Source organism: Bacillus sp. TH13 (genome assembly GCF_016651175.1).
Taxonomy (GTDB): domain Bacteria; phylum Bacillota; class Bacilli; order Bacillales; family Bacillaceae_G; genus Bacillus_A; species Bacillus_A thuringiensis_S.
Map to the genome: position 1 here is coordinate 89374 of NZ_JAEKEJ010000020.1, position 19723 is coordinate 109096.

Below are 19723 nucleotides of genomic sequence, written 5' to 3' on the forward strand. Positions count from 1 at the left end.
ACATATACATTTACTCAAGATTATATTTTACTTACAAAATAACATACCGTTCGGTACGTTATTTACAACAATACAAAATGGAGCTGATTTTATGAATAGCAAAGAAAAGATAATGACCACTCTAAAACATAATGATCCCCAGTTACATTCACCTATTAGCACAAACATGTCCCGCTACATGACTCTATTATTCGCAATAGCTTGTGGGATGGCGGTGGCAAATATATATTTCGCTCATCCGCTACTTGATTCTTTATCAAATGAATTTAAGATTAGTCATTCAACTATCGGTATTGTGATTACTATTACTCAAGTTTGTTATGCAATCGGATTACTTTTATTAGTTCCACTTGGTGACTTATTAAACCAAAAAAGACTCATTATTGTTCAAATGGTTTTATCCGTTATCGCTTTAATTGTAATTGGGACCGCTCCCTCGGCCATCGTACTTTTTATAGGTATGGCCTTAGTAGGAATTCTTGCAACAGTTACGCAAACACTCGTCGCATACGCATCCATTTTAGCAAATCCAGCAGAACGTGGACGCATAGTAGGTTTCGTTACAAGCGGCGTTGTAATAGGCATTCTCCTTGCGCGTACATTTGCAGGCGCATTAACAGACTTAGCTGGATGGCGGTCCGTTTATCTCACTTCCGCTACCCTTATACTATTCGTAACTGTTTTGTTATATCGTAATTTACCTACTCTTGGACAGAGCAGAATGACAACTATGCCTTACCGGAAGTTAATACGTTCTGTACTCTTATTATTTATAGAAGAACGACTCTTACGCATTCGCGGAATATTAGCATTGCTCATTTTCACTTCATTCAGTATTTTATGGACTTCTTTAGTATTACCTCTAAGTGCTACACCACATAATCTTTCACATACAGCTATTGGTGCGTTCGGCCTTGCTGGAGTTGCAGGTGCATTAGCTGCTACTAAAGCTGGACAATTAGCTGATAAAGGATTAGGACAAAGAACAACTGGCATAGCTTTATCTTTATTAGTACTTTCATGGCTCCTAATTAAATCTATTAATCACTCTCTATTATTACTAATTTTCGGCATTATCCTCTTAGATTTAGCGGTGCAAGCTGTACATGTCACCAATCAAAGTATGCTGTTCACAGTGCGTCCCGAAGCAAGAAGTCGACTTACTGCCAGTTACATGATTTTTTATTCTATCGGTAGTGCAACAGGTGCAATTCTTTCAACAAATACGTATGCAAAATATGGTTGGGATGGCGTATGCATATTAGGTGTATCTATTAGTGCTTGTGCTCTTTTATTTTGGATAATAACCTTGCGGCGATCATCACAGCTGAACGAAGAATAATTCATTTATGATTAATACGTGTTTTTCTACAAGACTATAGAATAGCATTTATTTTTTAACACAAATCAACGGCATTTTCATATAAAAAATGCCGTTGATTCACAATTTCATAATAAGAGATCCTATACTATCGAAATACATCTATTACAAATTCCCTTTAACGTTTTCAACAATTTCGTTTATCGTATTTCGATCAAACTTATCACTAATTTCGTATGGCTCACGATCTTCTACTAATTGTACGCCGACGATATCGTTGCGATTTTTACCATATTGCACTTCAATAATAGATCCACGCTCTATTTGTTTCCAAATGAGACCTGCTTCATCTTTATTATCTAAAATAATGCAGTCTTCAATATTTTCGTCAATCCCAATTAACTTATTATCATCCATATATCCAATCTCGTATTGTTGCCGTTCTTTCGCTTTACCACTTACTAATATACCTTTGCTACCATATGAGTAATCCATATAGTCCTTTTTCTCCGTTTGTACCGCTTTCGGCTTTTGTGCTTCAGTTTTTTCAGCAGCCCCACAACCTGTAATAAGACTGATTGGGATAACCACTATTAATACTAATCTAGTAAATTTCTTTATCATTTGTAACCAACCTCATATATTTAATGCAAAACTCCATTTATTACTCTATTAAAGAATAACATGATATTAAGTAAACAGAACGAAAGATAACATATTATTTACATACTCGCACTTTAATGAAGGACCAAGCCATTTAAACCTAGTCCCACATAACTTTAACTTTGCTTCACATACTTAATTGTATTAAATGACGTCTCATTAAATAATCGCAAGTTTTCCCCTTCATAATCTTGAACTTTATATGCTATTTTCTTTTTTTGAATTGTATCTTCTACACCGTCTACTAAACGTTTATTGAGATGTAAATAGATTGTAAAAGCTTCCTTATCATATTCCCAAGTTCCTTCAATATAATTCTTTTTATTTGGATACTCACCTTTACCATACGTTTCAAATGTCTTATCACCTTTTAAAATGAGTGACATATTGAAACCGTCTGTTCCTTGGAATCCCCAATTACCGATTAATTCCGTACCATCCTTCACATTCTTCATAACGTTATCCGTATTAATTCCAGCTTTCTTATCTAACTCTTTCAAATCTTTCACAGATACTGTACCGTCACCGATTTTAATATCCCCTTCAAGGTCTTTGAATGCCTTAAGCCAGTAAATATCTCCTTCTTTCACTAACTTTTCGGATTTCTCCATTAACTCTTTATCAGTCTTATCGCCTTTTTCTCTTTTTTCTTTTCGGGTGAATACTTCATTGATTAAAGAAAAAGACTCTCTAAAATAACTAATTGCTTTTTCAAAATCCTTTTGTTGATTTACATACTCTGCAGGGGGATCTATCGACTCGAATTTATCTAACGTTTTATTTAATTCTTTCACACTATCTACTATATCTGATTTCTTTTTCTTACCGTCAAAAACCTCTCTTGTAATATTGTTATGCTCCGCAAACAACTTATCAAACTCTACTCCTAATTTATACACTTTATTAGGATAGTCTTCCTTTGAAACTTTTTCTTTCTTACTATTAGACTTCGATTCTTTTACTTTAGACTCTTCCGTTTTCTCCTGTTTAGAAGTGTTCGTTTTCTCAGAAACTCCACAACCAAATAACAACATGACCGGAACTGCTACCCCTAGTAGTTTCTTTGCATTCATGACTGATTTCTCCTTCTACTTGAATAGATTACTCTTACTATACCCATCCTCTTTTTTTATCTTGTAATTAAAGTTACAATCGCAATAACTCCTAGAATCGGTCCCCAATATTCCATTTTTATAAAAAATAATGAGTGCTTTTTGTTAAACATAACTTTTTCACCAGTTTCGGCATCTATATAAACTTTCCCATCTGGCTTATTAATATATTTACCTAAATACCAAGACATAACCCCTGATATAATAAACATTACCGCCATTGGCCAACTATGGTCTTGAAAATATGTAGCGTCCCCCGTTATAGATCCAAAGATAGCCTTACCCAAAAGAGTATTAATAATTACAATAATTGCGACTAAAAAACCCCAACCAGACCAAATAATCATCTATTTCTCCTCCTAAAGCGTACAACTTTGTACTTTATGTTAATTTGAACTGCAAACGAAAACGTTTAAAAAACCGAATATTCAGACGTTAATAATTATATTTAGCTTACATTCGATTCTAACTTTAATGTCCTAAATGCAAATGAACCAGATATAATTTGTAAAATTGTCGGAATAAGTAAAAAGAATAATGACATAAATAACATAACTATAGGAATCACAATCATACAAACTCCATAAACTTTATTATTAACCTTGTTTACTAAACACGATAAAATGAACAACCCTATTTGAACCGTTAAAATAATAGAGTAATAAGCTAAAAGTTCGTAATCAACACCTTCCATAATATTAAACGCTACAACTATTAATATTATGGAAATAATAATTCCCAAAATGCCACCAATTAAACCTAATACAAATTCAGGCGTTCTTTTCAATTCAATCCCCCTTTTATGAACCACTAACTGCTTGTATATTTTTCCCATTCACCATCATACCAAATATTCATTGGAAAAACTATACAAATGCATTTTTATTCTACTATACTTTGCTTCTAACTATAGATAACTTGTAGCAGTCACAAAATCAAAAACTTCAAAATTACTAACCGAATTGTCATACTGAAAATTATAAATTAAAACGATAGAATTATAGCATTTATTTAATTTAACTACTTCCTTAATTCGAGAAAGTATTTTGTCATCATATGAACATCCCGTTAATAACATAGAAATGTCATCACTCGCTTCTTCTAACACTTCCTTTTCAATAAAATCCTCATCTACATCAATCATATCAATATTAAAATCAACAAAAAAACTCGCTGGTATAGCGTCTCCTTCTTCATCATACGTAACATCTATATATGTATCCAACTGATCTTGCGTTTGCATATTACCGAACCATATTGAAACCATTCCGTGTACTTCCATTTAATTAGCTCTTTATTTACAATAAAGAGCTAATTTATTTCATCTAAAATTCAAACCAAGTTTCGATACTTTTAGAAAGTAGACATACCTCTTGAATACAATTAGTATTAACATAAGAAATATGAAAGACTTAAAAAGGCTCTTACATGAAGGAAGGAAGTGCACAACTATGGATTTTAAAACAGTTATGCAAGAACTTGAAGATCTAGGTAAGGAACGTACGAAAAAAATATACATATCTAACGGTGCCCATGAGCCAGTTTTTGGCGTAGCTACAGGTGCTATGAAACCAATCGCCAAAAAAATAAAATTAAACCAAGAGTTAGCTGAAGAACTTTATGCGACAGGCAATTACGATGCTATGTACTTTGCAGGCATTATTGCCGATCCGAAAGCTATGAGTGAGTCTGATTTTGATCGCTGGATAGACGGAGCGTATTTCTATATGTTGTCTGATTATGTGGTGGCAGTCACTTTATCAGAATCAAATATTGCACAAGACGTTGCTGATAAATGGATTGCAAGTGGGGACGAGCTTAAAATGTCTGCCGGGTGGAGTTGCTACTGTTGGCTTTTAGGAAATCGCAAAGACAATGAATTTTCCGAAAGTAAAATTTCCGATATGCTTGAAATGGTGAAAGATACAATTCATCATTCTCCAGAACGAACAAAATCTGCTATAAATAATTTCCTAAACACCGTGGCAATTTCATATGTACCACTACATGAAAAAGCAGTCGAAACTGCAAAAGAAGTTGGTATAGTTGAAGTGAAACGTGATAATAAAAAAAGCAGTTTGCTACATGCTTCAGAGAGTATTCAGAAAGAACTTGATAGAGGAAGACTTGGTTTTAAGCGTAAATATGTAAGGTGTTAAAAGTATGAAGGTGTCAATGTAGGAGAGATTGACACCTTTTTTGTGGACATTACTAGACTAACGGAGCTGCAAGTTAAAGGGAACCAATCATTCATCTCCCACTATACATCTCAAACTTCTTCTTTCAATTTATATACCCTATCTCTTTTCTCATCATCTTTGATAAAAATAAGTTTTCCTTCTGTAACAAAACCTTCTAATAGTAAACATACTTGTCCATATGCTTTAGGCTTATTCGTAGTAAATCTTTCATCGGGTATTTTACCAGATCGTATTAATCGTTCACATAGCTCAAGCGCACTTATTTCTTCAGAATCAATTAATTCTAAAATATCTTTTTGTAATGGTGATAAAGGGGCTGGTACCTTACATACCTCAGCTACCTCCACCTTTTCTTTTTCTTCTTCAAATAAATCTTCAAATGAAATTTGATTCATTACATCTGTTCCTTTCTAACGATTGATTTGTATAATATGAACTGAATCCTATAGCGTATTTATTATTATGTATTACTTACCTTTTTTCATAAATCTCAAACTCATGTACATCGTTTCATATAGTATGTCTTGATTATACCAAATATACGTTCTGTTTTCTATTGTAGAATTTTCATAACAGAAATGAAAGTAATAGTAAACATTTCTCTTCTCGTTAGTTATATAGAAAACTATGTAAAAGTTTACATAATAAAATTATAGTGATCTGTTAAATTTCTATGCAAAAAAGAAGCACTTGTTGCCTCAAGTAGACAATCAAGTGCTTTAAGTTCATATGTTTTTAAGTAGCATAAATTTGTAAGATTTATAAGATCTGTAAGTTTTGTATTAACATTAAGACACCTTTTACATGCCATGACAACTACTAAGTTAAAATTGACGAGTTTGTACGGGTTCTTAGTTTAATATACTTTCCATGTGATTATATTCATCACCCAGTAAAATGTCATCTCACCTAAGCTCGTACTTCGTTTTTTCGACGTACAATGAATTAGAGAATCTATTCAAAGTTGTATAAACTCTACCTACTAAATTAGGATTTTTTTGTTTATATAAAAACTTTGCAACAGAACCTTTAAACTAAACTTCAAATCCAATTACTATCCATTCATCAACAATGTCCCAAAAATTCATATTATATCTAGGCTCTTTATTCGTCCACCATAAAGTCGCATTATCATTATTAGAATTCTTATAATCTACTGCAACATAACCACCCATACCACTTTTAAAGAAACCAAAAGTAGTTTGTAAATCAATTTGTAAAGGTTCTTCTAACTCCTCAATAATACCCCATTCATCATCATCAAAAAAAGTTACATTTTCTAAAGGAACTAAACCCATAGATTGACTCGCATAAAAATAGAAACCATTATGAACAGTTCGATAAAAATTTCGTATTGTTGAAGGAATCTTATCCCAAGATTTTTCTAATTCTTCATTATTAAACTCATCTTTGGGACTTCCCCTTCATAATATAGAATTTCCCCATTATCTGTTTTAATAGTGTATAAAATTGAATATCTACCATTTGTGTTCATAAGCTCCACTTCTTCAAGGTGCCTAGACAAATAAGAAATAGTGTTTCTTAATTCCACTCCTACTTGCTCTTTCCATATCGATAAAATACTCTCAACTCTCTTGTCTACATTTTCTTCTTGAAACAATTCATACCATGAATTTGGTATTTTCCCACTATCAAGTTTATTAATCTCATGGCATGATATAAGTTGTGCATTTCTTTTATATTTTCTTAAAAAACCAAGTTTTTGTTCCATAATTCTATCTCCTTTATTTATCTATATCCTTTTTATTTCCTTCAACAAAATCATCAATTTGTTTTTGTAATTTCATTTCTAATTCTTTTTCCTTCTTTATCATTTCTTCTCTAAACTTAGGATCAACTTCAATTTTTTCTTTCTTATAAATTGTCCAATCAGAATAAGATTTAGACCCCTTAGATTTATTGGCTGCTTCACTTAATCCTAGAAAATTCTCTTCATTATTTAAAACCTTAAGTTGTTGTTCTTTCGTTAATTCATCAAAATTTTCCATCTTTGCTATATTTTTCATTGATACGATATGATCAGCTTGAAGTCTGTCTGTAATATACTTACCAGGTAAAGCAGGGTCAGGCGTTCCTATTTTATCCTCAATGCCCCTCATTAACTTTTTCCCGTAGCTTTGCAGTAGGCGTTCCATCTCTTAATTCATCATATAATTCCTTTGAGATTCTTCTTTCCCCGTATCGAGGCGGTGTTCCAATATCACCCGTACCCTTAACCCCACCACTCTCCAAATTCGAGATCCTACTCTGAATACTCGCCTTTGAGGCATCATGGGCTTCTTGGAATTTCCCGCCATAGTTCGTTCCAGTTCTAACGACACTTCCATCTGGCAGTATTTCTACACCTTTAACGAATGGGGATACGAAGTCCGCACCTTTTGCTAATGTATTTTCAATTATATAATAATAGTAATATTCATTAGCCTGAATTCATAAAAAATAATTTCTAAAGATTTATAGCATGTCTATCTATTAAAAAAGCACTCGTTGCCTTTCGTAGACAATCAAGTGCTTTAAGTTCATATGTTTTTAAGTAGCATAAATTTGTAAGTTTTGTAGTAACAATATATCTATTTTGCTATAGATTTATCAGTATTTATGTTTTTATAGCTGTACAGTAAAATACACTTAAAACAAGCATAATTGTATAAACTACCCCTTTAAAGCTAATATTTCTTCTCTATTATAGTCAATCATTGCTAAAAAGTACTCGTCAAAGTTCTCAAATCTATCTATTTCTTCGCCCGCAAACCAAATAATCTCTCCTGGTCTAGAAGAAGAAGGTAGACATAAAACAAATAAATCCCTATCAAATTTCGAAACTGCAATTGGTAGTAGCTCATGTCTTAAAACACCACTACCCTCTAAAACAACATCATCTATAGCTTTTAATAGCATCTGAGCATAATCCATTATAGAAGATTCCTTTAATTGCTCCGTACCAAATAAATCCACCGTTTGATAAAAACCTGCCCAACCATTGGCATATTGAAGAAATTCTCGATACATTGAATCAAGTTTATATCCCAATTCTTGTTCAATAGTGCAAATAGATTTTTCATTTGCTCCCACCTCTGGAAAATGGTGTGGCCATATTTTTTCTACATCTTGTTTCATTAGCTCCTGCTTCACTAAAATCATTGTAGCTATCTTATCTTTCCAATTATTCACCGTCTACTCCTCCTCTACAAACTTAAATTTTGTAGGTTTATAACCAATTGGATATTTATTAGCCTGTCCACCTATGCTCATATTAACTTTTGGGTCAAGGTCTAACCAACTATGAGGATCCGGTTTCCCTATCCAAGTTGTATCGGGAACATGACCAACATGTCCCTTGTATGCTTCTCCATTATCGGCAGCACGCTTGCCTTCTAGTCTTGCCGCACGTGAAGCTTCTTGTCTTAATTTACCTTTAGTTGATACTCTTCCTGTTGGTGATAAAGCACCCGCTTCTAAAGCTTTATTAGATCCCTCAACATAAGCCTTAACTTGTGCTATCTGTTCATCTGTCGCTCCTGGTGGTGCTTTGACTTCAACAGGTCCCCCAGTTTTACCCGTACCCTTAGCCACACTACCTTCCTTACTAACTCCTGAACCACCACTACCCTTAGCAAGTTGATAAGCGTCATCCTTAGCTGCCGTACTTGCCTTTGAAAACTTTCCAGCTACTTCTCCAACAGTTGAAGATTCTACATAAGGAATCTTCACTCCTATTCCAGTATCCACCATCCTAACTGCTACTGGAATAGGAGTATTTTTCACAGCATCTAGTGCATTCTTTAAAGTCTTATTTTCCTTAAGCGATTGTACCACATTTTTACCCAAATTTGGATTAAAACCAGGCATTCCTTCTTTGAATTTTAATAAATTCGCTAAATCAGCTAATTCACTCGTGCCTTTGAATGCTTTTACTCCTTTTCCTACTGCTCCAACAACTGGGATTGCATCTAATCCGCCAAAAATGATGTTTCCTACCCGCTCTTCTTGGCTCAATTTCCTATGTGTTCCCCAGTCTTCTCCGTCGATACCGCTTTTTATTTGTACACCTCCGTATACTACTGCGGCAGCGGCCCCGAGTGGTGGACAAAGGATTGTTGTGATGATGATTCCTACGCCTATTCCTATGTCTCGCACCATTTCTAGTTTTTTCTGTTCATCTTCTATCGATTTGTATTCAAATCCTCGTGTGGATGGGACTACTTTCTTATATTCTTCATAATTTAGTTTTGCATCTGGATTTTGTTTTTTTAGTTCTTTGTATTCCCCTCTCAGTACGTTATCAAATGCAGGTGAATCTCTAAAAATATCTTCTACTGTTATTTTATCTTTCTTCTTCTGTATTGTTTGTGGTACACTTCCGTAGCCTGCATGCGCACCTGGTAATACTGTCGTTGTTGTAGAGCCAATTCGGTTATTTGTTTCAAAACTGAGAATAGATGTATCTCTCATTTTTTGAGCGAATTTATCCATTTCTACTAAAAAAGGTTTATCTATATGTTCAGAGACTAATCGCCCTGCTTCTCCGCAATATTTTTGTAATGTCGAATAGCTATCAAGTAATTCCCCGATTTTTTGCGATTGATCTTTAGGATTAAAATGGATACTACCATCCGAGTCTAAATCTCGTATTCTTCCATCAATTCTTTTTAATGATTCATTTGCTTCCCGTAATTTCATGAGTGCATCTTTTGTAATTCGATTCATACCATCCCCCATGTTTTGCCATGGTTCAGGTCTATATTTCACATCCATCTCGTTTTCATCCCCCCAGCCGTATGGTGATTTCTACAACTTACTTAATATTTCACGTAATTGTTCGTCCTTTTCAAGCATTTCTACACATACATTTCCTACAACTGTCGCTGACCTAGAATAGTGTTCAGCCAATTCTAGTGTTTTGTGTAATATATCAGGATATTTTTCAATTACTCTCATCGCTTCACCTTTTTGATAAAAATCACAGCTTAATAAACTCTCAATATTCGTTCCAATGACGTCTACATGGATTTTATATATATTTTCTAACTTCATTACTATATCAAGTAGTTCTTGAAAATTAACTAATACTTCTTCTCCACCACCAGAACCACTATCTCCCATTGATACTTGCATTATTGAATACCTCCTAACGAGAATTGTCTCGGGTCAATTAACTTTTTATATGGCATTTTTAACACGTCATACAATTTCTTATTAACCGCATAGAGGCTCACCCAGTCATATCGATTACGATCTACATCTATTTGAACGAAATCTTCTCCTTCAGTGAAATATAAGAAACATTCCCATTTTCCTCCTCTATTACTTCGAGGCCTCGTATACGTTTCTATCGCTATAACGTCTTTATTTGATAAATCTTTTTCCTCAAATGTTTGTTGTTCTGCCTCTGTCATTCTCTTTGAGAAAAATGTATCTTCTATTTCTCTCGGTTCTCTCAATAAGAAGGGTATGCGTGTTAATAATGAAAAATATACGTCCGGTTTTGATATGTAGTCGATCTCGTATTTTTTATTTGGTTCTATTTCTGTTAATACAGCCACTCGGTCTTTATCCTCTTTTAAAAAGCCAATTAATACATTATTCATTCTCGTGTATTCATGACAATTTTCATATTCCTTTAATAGTTCAATTATTTGAAAAGCTGCAGGGGTAATTCCATTTTCACTTGTAAGTAGGCCTTTTTCTTTTAAACTCGTAGTTGCTTTCGTGACACATTCTGCATCAAGTAAAATAATTGCGTCACGGTTTGGCAATCCAAATATATCGGTAACCCCAGCTGCACCTGCGAGAACATATAATTCAGCAGGTGCAAAACTCATTTCTTTCCCCATTCTTTTATCCCTCGTTTCTCCATCACAGTTGTTTTATCGCTCTTACTTCCGATCTATCTCCGTACGTTTGAATGCTTTTATCTAACTCTTTCAAAGCTTTCGTATGCCCCTCAAATGCCTCTACCATTTCTGAATTATATTGAATGATTAAATCAAGATAACTTAAAAATGCATCTCTCGTTTTTCCATTCCATTTCGCACCTGTGACATATGCTTTTAAGTCTTTCGCTTGGTTTAAAGAATCCTTCATACCATTTTCAATGTTTTGTGCGTAAGAAATGGCACTTGCAGTGTTACTTCCTATAATTTCAACCTCTTTACCACTCATGTTCGTTTCCTCCATTCTTTGTATACTTAATGGATAAGTTTTTCAATTTCCTTTTTCTTTTCTTCAAAAGCCTTGGTCGCTGCAGCGTATGCTGACGCTTTCTCCGATTCTGCTTTCGCTTTATATTCCAAATACTTTGCATAAGCTGTACTTTTTGCAGATCCAATATCGCTTAATGCACTTTTAAAATAGGATACTAATGTATGTAATTCTTCATCCTTTTCATGACGTTTTTGTTCAAATTCAACTGCTGGAATTTTATTAGCTTCTAAACCATTACTTTTACTCTCATACTCTCTCTTTGCTGATTCAGCCTCTTGAATGAATTGCTTTAACTCTCTTTCTTTATCTTTTAAATAATCATGTAAATCATCATACCGATCTCGTTTCCTCGCACTTTCTGTAAAACCAGACGCATTTAAAAAAGCATTGTACAATTCATCTAACATCTTTCTCCCCCTTTAGCACAATAACTATGTAGTTAAATTCGTATATTTAAACATGAATATTCATTACATTAAGAATTAACAAATAATTATTTTTACATATTGCTATTTTATCAAAGGGATTTTAACATTTCCATATTTTATGAATGGCTTTCGCATTTTTCTTCAATAAAGTGAAACTTTAATCAATATGACTATGTATTTATGTGCAGAAATAATAAAAAACACTGCCAGGCGCAGTGTTTTTTATTACTACCTTTTATCCAATTCATTCATATTAAATCCTTGCTTGAGAGTAAGACCAATTCTTTCTTATTTCATCAACAACTATTTCTGGATAATCCCAATGAAGCGTACGAGTATACTCCCTGATTCGTTTTACTATTCCTTGGGCTTTTTTATTTCTATATTCATTCCAATATTTTGGCTCAGTCGCTCTTAAAAGAACGATAGAAAAAGGATCTGATATGAATATCAGATCCTTAACTTTAATTTCTTAATACATACATCTTTTTACACGATAACTGGTTCATACGTGCTCAAATTATCATACTCAGTTTTTACAATACTAGGCGGAAGGTTAACACATCCTCAGATTCACCTTTTCTTGTAGCAGTGCATAATGTTTAATAAAATTAAAGCATATTTTTACTTACCAGACTTAATTTTTTCGTTATATTCTTCTAAAGTTAACCCTTTTTCTTTTAGATAAACGGCAACTTCTTTTCCTACATAACGATAGTGCCATGGCTCATACTTAATGCCAGTAATATTCTCTTTATCTTTTGGATAGCGGAGAATAAATCCATATTCTGCAGCATTCTTATCTAACCATTTGAATGCATCGGTAGTTTCAAATTTTGCATTTAAATCTTCTACAGTATTCTGCCATTCAACTGAAATAATGTCTAACGCTAATCCAGTATGATGTTCACTTGCACCAGGATACTGAAGATATTCCAATGCCTTAGCACTAGCCTCTTTATCCGACAAACCTTGAGATTTATAGCTTTTAACTGAAGCATCATAATAAGTTTGTTGTAATTTTATAGCTCGATAACCTGATCTTAAATAAAGATTGATTCCCTCTTTTTTTGCAGCTGCTACCATATCCTGATAGGAAGTTGCAATTCTACTATCTATTTTCATATTTGGCTTCGCATTTTGGGTGATACTTGTTAATTCAATTCCTAGTTCCTTTGATAACATATGCTCTCTATTTACAAGGATAATTCTCCAATCATTAACATCAGAGATAGGTAAAACATCTTTTTTCTTCGCATGTATTTCATTTTTATTTTTATCGTTATTATTAGTAGTTGCCTGAGATGTTTGCTTTCCACTACAAGCAGCAAGACTCCATCCCATTGCTAATACCAATGCTAAAATTATAAATTTTTTAATTGTATCTCATTCCCTTTTTGTTTATTAGTCTTTATACCAATTTCCCAACACGTCTCTAGGAATCTCCTTGAAATCCTTCAAAGAAACCGGGCCGACAAATTTTTTAATTCCATGTTTTTTAGAATTTTCATCCGAATAATCTTTTAAAAATTGAATTTTAAATTGTTTCTTACCATCAGCATAGTCGGTTACTGTCGGTACGATTGCCGCTTGTCGTATACCAAAAGTTTTATCTTCATACTTAACAAATTGTACATAAGATAATCCTCCAACCAATGTTTCTAATTTTTCTTGCGCAGAAATAAGATTTCCAAGAGAATAATAGATTAGCGTTTCATGTCCATCTTTATTTTTTTTCCACTCAATTGGTTGAATTACATGTGGATGATTTCCAATTACTACATCTACACCTAAATCTGTTAAATATTGAGCAACTTCTTTTTGTTGCTTTGAAGGTGTTGAGGTATATTCTACTCCCCAATGCACCATAACAATCACCATATCAGAGCTACTCTTTGCCTTTTCCACATCATTTTGTATCGCTTTTTTATCAATTAAATTTAAAGCCCAAGACTTATCAGCTGGAATTTTAATTCCATTCGTACCATATGTATAATTTAGTAATGCAAAACGAATACCATTTTTTGTAATCGTTTTTATTTCATTACGCTCGTTTTGACTCTCATTAATACCTACCGGGATAACATCCGGATATTTCTTCCAGTATTCTCTTGTATTCGCAACACCTTTAATACCCATATCCATAGCGTGATTTGTCGCTTGAGTCACTATATTGAATCCAGTGTCCACTAAAGATTGGCCTACTTCTTCAGGTGTATTGAAAGTCGGATATCCTTGTACTTTTAAATTATTTCCGGCAATCGGAGTCTCCTGGTTCACTATAGCAAGATCACTTGATTTAACAGCTTTTTTGATATTTTCATAAATATAATTATACTCATATAAACCGTCTTTTTGTTTGCCATCTTTAATTACTGCGTCATGATATAAATTATCACCCGTTGCTATTAAATTCACAACCGATTGTACTTTTTTATCTTCCGTAAAATTAGGAGACTGTTGGATAGGACTTTTCTCTACCCAATTTGGTGCTTTTAATGATGTATCTATATTGGATTCAGCCGGTGGTAATGAAGCTTTAGATGTCTTAACATCTGTATTACCACAAGCGGTTAAAAGCACTAAAAAAATAAGACATACTAAAAAAAACTTTTTACTTCTCTGTAAAGTATCTAACATGTGATCCTCTTTTCTGTTTTATTCCTTATAACCAGTTCTAACAAATCATTCTTTAAAACAACGTATTTTGGTTTTACCCTTCATTATGGAAGGACACTCTGTTACACCTGCTTCGGAATATACTAATAATTGTTTTCCGCTTTCTAGCAATCTATCGATTCCATCAGAAATGATAGGTTACTAGAAAAAGATGATCCATCAGGATGTCGACTAGTTTGATATACCTATTCCAATTGCAGTAACTCGTTTAATATTTAAACAAGATAGGAGAATCGTTCATATAGCCTCTTCTCTCGCTTTATGTTTAAAGTGCCTCCAAAAAAGGGATCGTTGCTGTACCCCTTTACATAGTGCGAAATTTTTGTAACTAATTTCTTTCATTCAAGCGACAAACATTATACCGATAACAATAAGTAAGACCCAAGAACTTATTTTACCAATATACGAAAAAAGTAGCAATCTTTTGTCCCATATAAAGAAGCCAATTAGGACAAATGAACGAGAGATTCATTCTATTCAATTCCTTCATTTATTAATAAAAAAACAAGCCACCCAACTATTGGATGGCTCTATACTATAAAGAGAATTTGTTATTGGATTACTTCAATTTCCCTTCAAAAACAATCTTCCTACCGCACGGCTCAACTACTGTTTTGCCGTCTTTCTTTACTTCATGAAAGATTGGCTCTTCCATACGACGAGACGGAGCGTAGCCTTCTTGTTCCATACGTGCTAAGCAGTCTGTAATTGTTTCATTTTCAAGTACTTCAAATTTCTTTTTATTAGGTTGTTTTGTCATGCCCTAACCTACTTTCTATTTTTCTTGATGCAAATTGATTTTTCATGTAGACCATATATAACATTGCGAGAATTCCCATTATAATCATAACCGCAATAAAAAAGCTTGTATACTGTATTTTTTCTATAAATACGCCGCCTAATACAGGTCCCATAATACTTCCTAAACTAAAAGCGATTCCGGATAATATATTACCTGCCGGTAGTAAATGTCTCGGTAATAAATCAGTCATAAATCCAAGCCCTAAAGAGAAGCACGATCCAATAACCATACCCGCTAAAAGCATGCAGGCAAAGACGATCCAGTAATATTGATCAAATACGGCGGCAAGTAGAAAAATGCCCGTACTTATGCTAAACGTCCACGTTAATATACGGTCCCTTCCGTATTTATCACTCAATATACCGAGCGGAATTTGTGTAATAATACCCCCAACTGCAAATGCTGGTAATAAGAAGGATACATCTGAAACAGACCACCCTTTACGAAGTGCGTATACTGGTAAGTTACTGTTTAGCATTGCTTCAAGTACGCCATATGCAAGTGGTCCTAGCAGTGCAATCCATCCTAATCCAACAACTTGTTTATAACGAGAAAATGATGATTCACTCTTCGCTTCTCTTTCATCTTGCGCTGGGAATGCATTTTTTGTTGGAAGTAGTAAAAGCCAACCTATTAAACAAAGTATAGTAGATATAATAAATGGCGTTGCAAGACCGTACTGCACAGTGCTTGCTAAATACGGGCCAACGGCAAAACCAATTCCGAAGAATACACCGTATATCGATACTTGTCTCCCTATTTTACTTGGGTCTGATGTTGTCGTGATCCACGTTTGTGTTCCGACATGAAGCATATGATCTCCGACTCCAACTAGAAATCTAAGGATAAACCATACCCAAAACGAAAATGTTTGTGTAAAAAAGAATAATGAAATAATAACGAGAAACCCACCTATAACAATAATCGGCTTCATTCCAAACCTTTGCATCGGTTTTTCAAGAAACGGCGAAATGACTAATATCCCAATGTACAATGCCGTCGCATGAATACCATTAATACTTGAACTAACCCCTTCTTGTTCAAAAATCATTGCAATGGCAGGTAAGAGCATTCCTTGTGATAAACCCGAGATTGCTACAATCCCAACCATAATCCAAAAAGTAAAACGCATTGACATCCCTTTCCCTCTCCTTCTCACGCTTCCACTTTTCATTATAAACTGTTTCTGCAAATGCGTGTACGAATATTCGCAATAAAAAACAAGCTAAAAGAATGAATCTTTTAGCTTGTTACCTTATCCTTCCCAAACTTGTGCTTTCACATTGTTATGAAATTGCTTAAAGTATGGATGTTTATAAAAAGCAGTTTCATATAAGTATTGCTGTGCGTTAGCGATTGGTGGCTGCGGATATTGCATTTGTAAAGGAACTACAGCTGGCGAAACTTGCATATACAGCGGTTTTATCATCATTTTTGTATATGCGTAATGATTATATGGCGAATAAGCGATGAAAAATGGTTGATGCATTGATAATCTCCCCTTTAACATACAAATGTTATAGTATATGCAATACTGTTCATTTCGGGGATTATTTCTGTTCTAACCAATTCTCTACATGTTTTATAAATACATCTAAACAATCAATAAACGGCGAGTGTCCGCAATCTTCTAATACCTTCAACTCTGCATTTGGCAAATGTTTCGCTAATTCCTCACCGACTACTTGCGGAACGACATAATCTCTATCGCCTTGTATGACGAGTGTTGGCGCTTTAATACGATGAATTTGTTTACTTCCCTCTACAACCCCATTATGTTCATCTGAAATATTAAATGTAATGAGCGCATAATTCACATCTACGAAATTACGTTGCGTTAACATATCATCTAAATACTTTTCATAACGGTCCGGTTCAGGTTGATTATGTGTATATATTAATAGATTCCATACTGTACGGTAATATAGTTTGTTCATATTTTTTATCGCGTCTAATACTGGAGCAATTTGTACTGGATCTTGCGCAATTTCTTCTTTCGTCTTTACTAAACTTGATACAATTGGCTGCCCATTCGTATCTTTTTTAAAGATTGGGTAACCTTTCATTCCTACTGATTCTACTAAAATTAACTTTTCTACAAAAGTTGGGTGATTCGCTGTAAATTGCATCGCAACGCCACCGCCCATTGACCAGCCCATTAATGAGAATTTCTCTAGTTTTAACTCGTCGATAAATAATTTTACATCGTCTGCAAAGTCTTGTAATGAATCTATCGATTGATTATACGTTGATTGTCCAAACCCTCTTAAATCAAGAGCGTAAATATGGTATTGATCTTGCAACTTTTCAATAACTAAATCCCAATGTTGTGACGATGTCATGTTCCCGTGAATGAGTACAAGAATATCTGTATTTCGCCTTCCAACTTCCTGATATGCAATCGTTTCTCCGTTCGATAGTGAAACAAACTCCATTGTTGCAGGCTTAATCATCACAAGTTCCCCCATTCTATTTAATAGAAAGAAAATTCTTTACTTAATTAAAGAATAGCACGTAGAATGTACGTTCGCAACATAAAACCTATAAGAATTTTTTACATAAATCAACATGTCTATTACTAGACAATTATTATAAAAAAGTATATAGTTAGCTAGGTAACTAATTTGAAAGGATCAAAATACATGGACGAAAAACAACATTTTTTTCACATCGTCAGCCAGACTTCTCGAAAGTTTACGAAGAAATTTAATGAACGTGTATCTCCAACAGGGTTATTTAGTGCGCAATGGGCTGTTATTTTCCGCATTAATCAAACTGGTTCTTGTACGCAAACAGAATTGTGCCAGTATTTAAATGTTGAATCACCAACGATGACTCGTACGTTAACACGTATGGAAACGATGGGATGGATTATTCGTACAGAAGGTAAAGATCGCCGTGAGAAGCTCATTTCTTTATCCGAAACAGCGATAAAGATGATTCCAATATGGCAAGAAGAAGTTGATACTTTCGAAGAAAAAACGCTAGAAGGTATTAACGAAGATGATTTACATCAAGCATTTCAAGTGTTACAACAAATTATTAAAAATTTAGATTAAATTGGAGGGATGACGATGCAAAGTGAGAAACTTTGGACGAAGGATTTCCTCGGAACTTGTTTTAGTAGTCTATTTCTCTTCTTAACATTTTACATGCTTATGACTACTCTACCTGTCTATGTAATAGACGGCCTAAAAGGAAAACCTGAGGAAATTGGTTTAGTTGCAACTGTGTTTCTTATTTCTTCTGTTTTATGTAGACCATTCACAGGAAAATGGCTCGATGATTTAGGAAGAAAGAAAATATTATTTATTTCACTTTCATTATTTTTAGCCGCTACTGTTATGTATTTCGGTGCGCAAAGTTTATTCTTATTACTTGCCCTTCGCTTCTTACACGGTATTGGGTTCGGGATGGCAACGACAGCTACTGGTACGATCGTAACTGATGTTGCGCCAGCTCATCGACGAGGCGAAGCACTTGCATATTTCGGCGTATTTATGAGTCTGCCGATGGTAATTGGTCCTTTTTTAGGTTTAACAATTATTTCTCATTTTTCGTTTACTGTGTTATTTATCGTTTGTTCCGTATTTTCATTACTTGCATTTTTATTAGGACTACTTGTAGATATTCCACACGAAGCACCTGTTAGCAAACAAAAACGTGAAAAAATGAAATGGAAAGACTTAATCGAACCATCTTCTATTCCAATTGCACTTACAGGATTTGTTTTAGCCTTTTCTTATAGTGGTATTTTATCCTTTATTCCTATTTATGCGAAAGAACTCGGTTTAAGTGAAATTGCAAGTTACTTCTTTATTTTATACGCACTTGTTGTTGTCATTTCTCGTCCATTTACAGGAAAGATTTTTGATCGCTTCGGTGAAAATGTACTCGTTTACCCTGCTATCATTATTTTCACAATCGGAATGTTCATATTAAGCCAAGCACAAACTTCATTTTGGTTCCTTGGCGCAGGTATGCTAATCGGTTTAGGTTACGGAACATTAATTCCGAGTTTCCAAACGATTGCGATTTCTGCCGCTCCAAACCATAGACGTGGTTCTGCGACAGCTACGTATTTCTCATTCTTTGATAGTGGTATTGGCTTTGGTTCTTTCATTTTAGGTATTGTCGCAGCGAAATCCAGTTATCATAATATGTATTTTATCGCAGCTATTATCGTTGCGTTCACTTTACTTTTATATTATGGATTACACGGACGAAAACAAAAATTCAAGAAACAACCTACAGACGGAAAAATTTCCGCTTAACGTTAATAAGGAAAGTAA

Annotated in this window: 23 protein-coding genes and 2 pseudogenes; 4 read left to right on the forward strand and 21 right to left on the reverse strand. The window is 34.1% G+C overall.

The genetic code is table 11. The features are described from left to right. Window positions 1–91 precede the first annotated feature (91 nt). Complete coding sequence (locus JFU02_RS05150) at window positions 92–1342, forward strand: MFS transporter (protein WP_086406974.1); 1251 nt, start codon at window positions 92–94, stop codon at window positions 1340–1342. 144 nt (window positions 1343–1486) lie between these two features. Here the strand turns inward: JFU02_RS05150 and JFU02_RS05155 are convergent, their stop codons facing one another. The 5 genes from JFU02_RS05155 to JFU02_RS05175 form a co-directional block, all read right to left on the reverse strand. Next, window positions 1487–1945: a hypothetical protein gene (locus tag JFU02_RS05155; protein WP_086406973.1), complete on the reverse strand. Its 459-nt coding sequence runs from the start codon at window positions 1943–1945 to the stop codon at window positions 1487–1489. 155 nt (window positions 1946–2100) lie between these two features. Then, the gene (locus tag JFU02_RS05160; protein ID WP_086406972.1) at window positions 2101–3057 is read right to left on the reverse strand and encodes a DUF3994 domain-containing protein; all 957 of its coding nucleotides are present in this window, start codon (window positions 3055–3057) and stop codon (window positions 2101–2103) included. 56 nt (window positions 3058–3113) lie between these two features. Continuing rightward, window positions 3114–3443, reverse strand: a complete 330-nt coding sequence (locus JFU02_RS05165) for a hypothetical protein (protein ID WP_000587853.1) — start codon at window positions 3441–3443, stop codon at window positions 3114–3116. A 101-nt stretch (window positions 3444–3544) separates the two neighbouring features. Beyond that, entirely contained in the window at window positions 3545–3883 is a 339-nt protein-coding gene (locus JFU02_RS05170; RefSeq protein WP_000831724.1) for a DUF4064 domain-containing protein, read from the reverse strand. Window positions 3884–4003: 120 nt separating this feature from the next. Continuing rightward, a complete protein-coding gene (locus tag JFU02_RS05175; protein WP_086406971.1) occupies window positions 4004–4378 on the reverse strand; it encodes an immunity 22 family protein in 375 nt (124 codons plus the stop codon). Between the two features lie 169 nt (window positions 4379–4547). Here JFU02_RS05175 and JFU02_RS05180 point away from each other — a divergent pair, with 169 nt between their 5' ends. Beyond that, window positions 4548–5255 (forward strand): DNA alkylation repair protein, encoded by a 708-nt coding sequence (locus tag JFU02_RS05180; RefSeq protein WP_086406970.1) that lies wholly within the window; start codon window positions 4548–4550, stop codon window positions 5253–5255. Between the two features lie 110 nt (window positions 5256–5365). Here the strand turns inward: JFU02_RS05180 and JFU02_RS05185 are convergent, their stop codons facing one another. The 16 genes and pseudogenes from JFU02_RS05185 to phaZ all read right to left on the reverse strand — a co-directional run bounded on the left by JFU02_RS05185 (window position 5366) and on the right by phaZ (window position 17884). Further along, window positions 5366–5692 carry a DUF3895 domain-containing protein gene (locus tag JFU02_RS05185; RefSeq protein ID WP_001071909.1) on the reverse strand — a complete coding sequence of 109 codons (327 nt, stop codon included), beginning with the start codon at window positions 5690–5692 and terminating at the stop codon, window positions 5366–5368. A 639-nt stretch (window positions 5693–6331) separates the two neighbouring features. Further along, window positions 6332–7029, reverse strand: a pseudogene (locus tag JFU02_RS05190) (SMI1/KNR4 family protein). A gap of 13 nt (window positions 7030–7042) precedes the next feature. Beyond that, the gene (locus JFU02_RS32030) at window positions 7043–7324 is read right to left on the reverse strand and encodes a hypothetical protein (RefSeq protein WP_086406997.1); all 282 of its coding nucleotides are present in this window, start codon (window positions 7322–7324) and stop codon (window positions 7043–7045) included. 192 nt (window positions 7325–7516) lie between these two features. Beyond that, window positions 7517–7748 (reverse strand): annotated as a pseudogene (locus JFU02_RS32575) (hypothetical protein); the annotation flags it as partial. 222 nt (window positions 7749–7970) lie between these two features. Continuing rightward, window positions 7971–8489 carry an SMI1/KNR4 family protein gene (locus JFU02_RS05200; RefSeq protein ID WP_001067164.1) on the reverse strand — a complete coding sequence of 173 codons (519 nt, stop codon included), beginning with the start codon at window positions 8487–8489 and terminating at the stop codon, window positions 7971–7973. 3 nt (window positions 8490–8492) lie between these two features. Then, window positions 8493–10073, reverse strand: coding sequence for a hypothetical protein (locus JFU02_RS05205; RefSeq protein WP_242488062.1), 1581 nt, complete (start codon window positions 10071–10073; stop codon window positions 8493–8495). A 33-nt stretch (window positions 10074–10106) separates the two neighbouring features. Continuing rightward, the gene (locus JFU02_RS05210) at window positions 10107–10433 is read right to left on the reverse strand and encodes a hypothetical protein (protein ID WP_001198201.1); all 327 of its coding nucleotides are present in this window, start codon (window positions 10431–10433) and stop codon (window positions 10107–10109) included. Beyond that, complete coding sequence (locus tag JFU02_RS05215) at window positions 10433–11152, reverse strand: DUF5081 family protein (protein WP_098323801.1); 720 nt, start codon at window positions 11150–11152, stop codon at window positions 10433–10435. Before JFU02_RS05215 ends, JFU02_RS05210 begins: the two co-directional genes overlap by 1 nt. A 22-nt stretch (window positions 11153–11174) precedes the next feature. Then, entirely contained in the window at window positions 11175–11480 is a 306-nt protein-coding gene (locus JFU02_RS05220; RefSeq protein ID WP_000014538.1) for a WXG100 family type VII secretion target, read from the reverse strand. A gap of 26 nt (window positions 11481–11506) precedes the next feature. Beyond that, a complete protein-coding gene (locus JFU02_RS05225) occupies window positions 11507–11929 on the reverse strand; it encodes a hypothetical protein (RefSeq protein ID WP_000883468.1) in 423 nt (140 codons plus the stop codon). 645 nt (window positions 11930–12574) lie between these two features. After that, window positions 12575–13306 carry a M15 family metallopeptidase gene (locus JFU02_RS05230; protein WP_080345723.1) on the reverse strand — a complete coding sequence of 244 codons (732 nt, stop codon included), beginning with the start codon at window positions 13304–13306 and terminating at the stop codon, window positions 12575–12577. Window positions 13307–13354: 48 nt separating this feature from the next. Beyond that, window positions 13355–14590, reverse strand: a complete 1236-nt coding sequence (locus tag JFU02_RS05235) for a CapA family protein (RefSeq protein ID WP_086406966.1) — start codon at window positions 14588–14590, stop codon at window positions 13355–13357. A gap of 598 nt (window positions 14591–15188) precedes the next feature. Further along, window positions 15189–15389, reverse strand: coding sequence for an NETI motif-containing protein (locus tag JFU02_RS05240; protein ID WP_000166303.1), 201 nt, complete (start codon window positions 15387–15389; stop codon window positions 15189–15191). Beyond that, a complete protein-coding gene (locus tag JFU02_RS05245) occupies window positions 15373–16569 on the reverse strand; it encodes an MFS transporter (RefSeq protein ID WP_000062796.1) in 1197 nt (398 codons plus the stop codon). The genes JFU02_RS05240 and JFU02_RS05245 overlap by 17 nt, the downstream gene beginning before the upstream one ends. Window positions 16570–16686: 117 nt before the next feature. Further along, window positions 16687–16920 (reverse strand): hypothetical protein, encoded by a 234-nt coding sequence (locus tag JFU02_RS05250; protein WP_000554159.1) that lies wholly within the window; start codon window positions 16918–16920, stop codon window positions 16687–16689. Window positions 16921–16981: 61 nt separating this feature from the next. Then, window positions 16982–17884 carry an intracellular short-chain-length polyhydroxyalkanoate depolymerase gene (gene phaZ, locus JFU02_RS05255; RefSeq protein WP_000594878.1) on the reverse strand — a complete coding sequence of 301 codons (903 nt, stop codon included), beginning with the start codon at window positions 17882–17884 and terminating at the stop codon, window positions 16982–16984. A 189-nt stretch (window positions 17885–18073) separates the two neighbouring features. On the opposite strand from phaZ, the gene JFU02_RS05260 reads away from it, so the two are divergent. Together JFU02_RS05260 and JFU02_RS05265 are read left to right on the forward strand one after the other, a co-directional pair. Further along, window positions 18074–18490, forward strand: a complete 417-nt coding sequence (locus tag JFU02_RS05260) for a MarR family winged helix-turn-helix transcriptional regulator (protein WP_000343675.1) — start codon at window positions 18074–18076, stop codon at window positions 18488–18490. Between the two features lie 15 nt (window positions 18491–18505). Next, entirely contained in the window at window positions 18506–19705 is a 1200-nt protein-coding gene (locus tag JFU02_RS05265; RefSeq protein ID WP_001190318.1) for an MFS transporter, read from the forward strand. The last annotated feature ends 18 nt before the right edge of the window (window positions 19706–19723 follow it).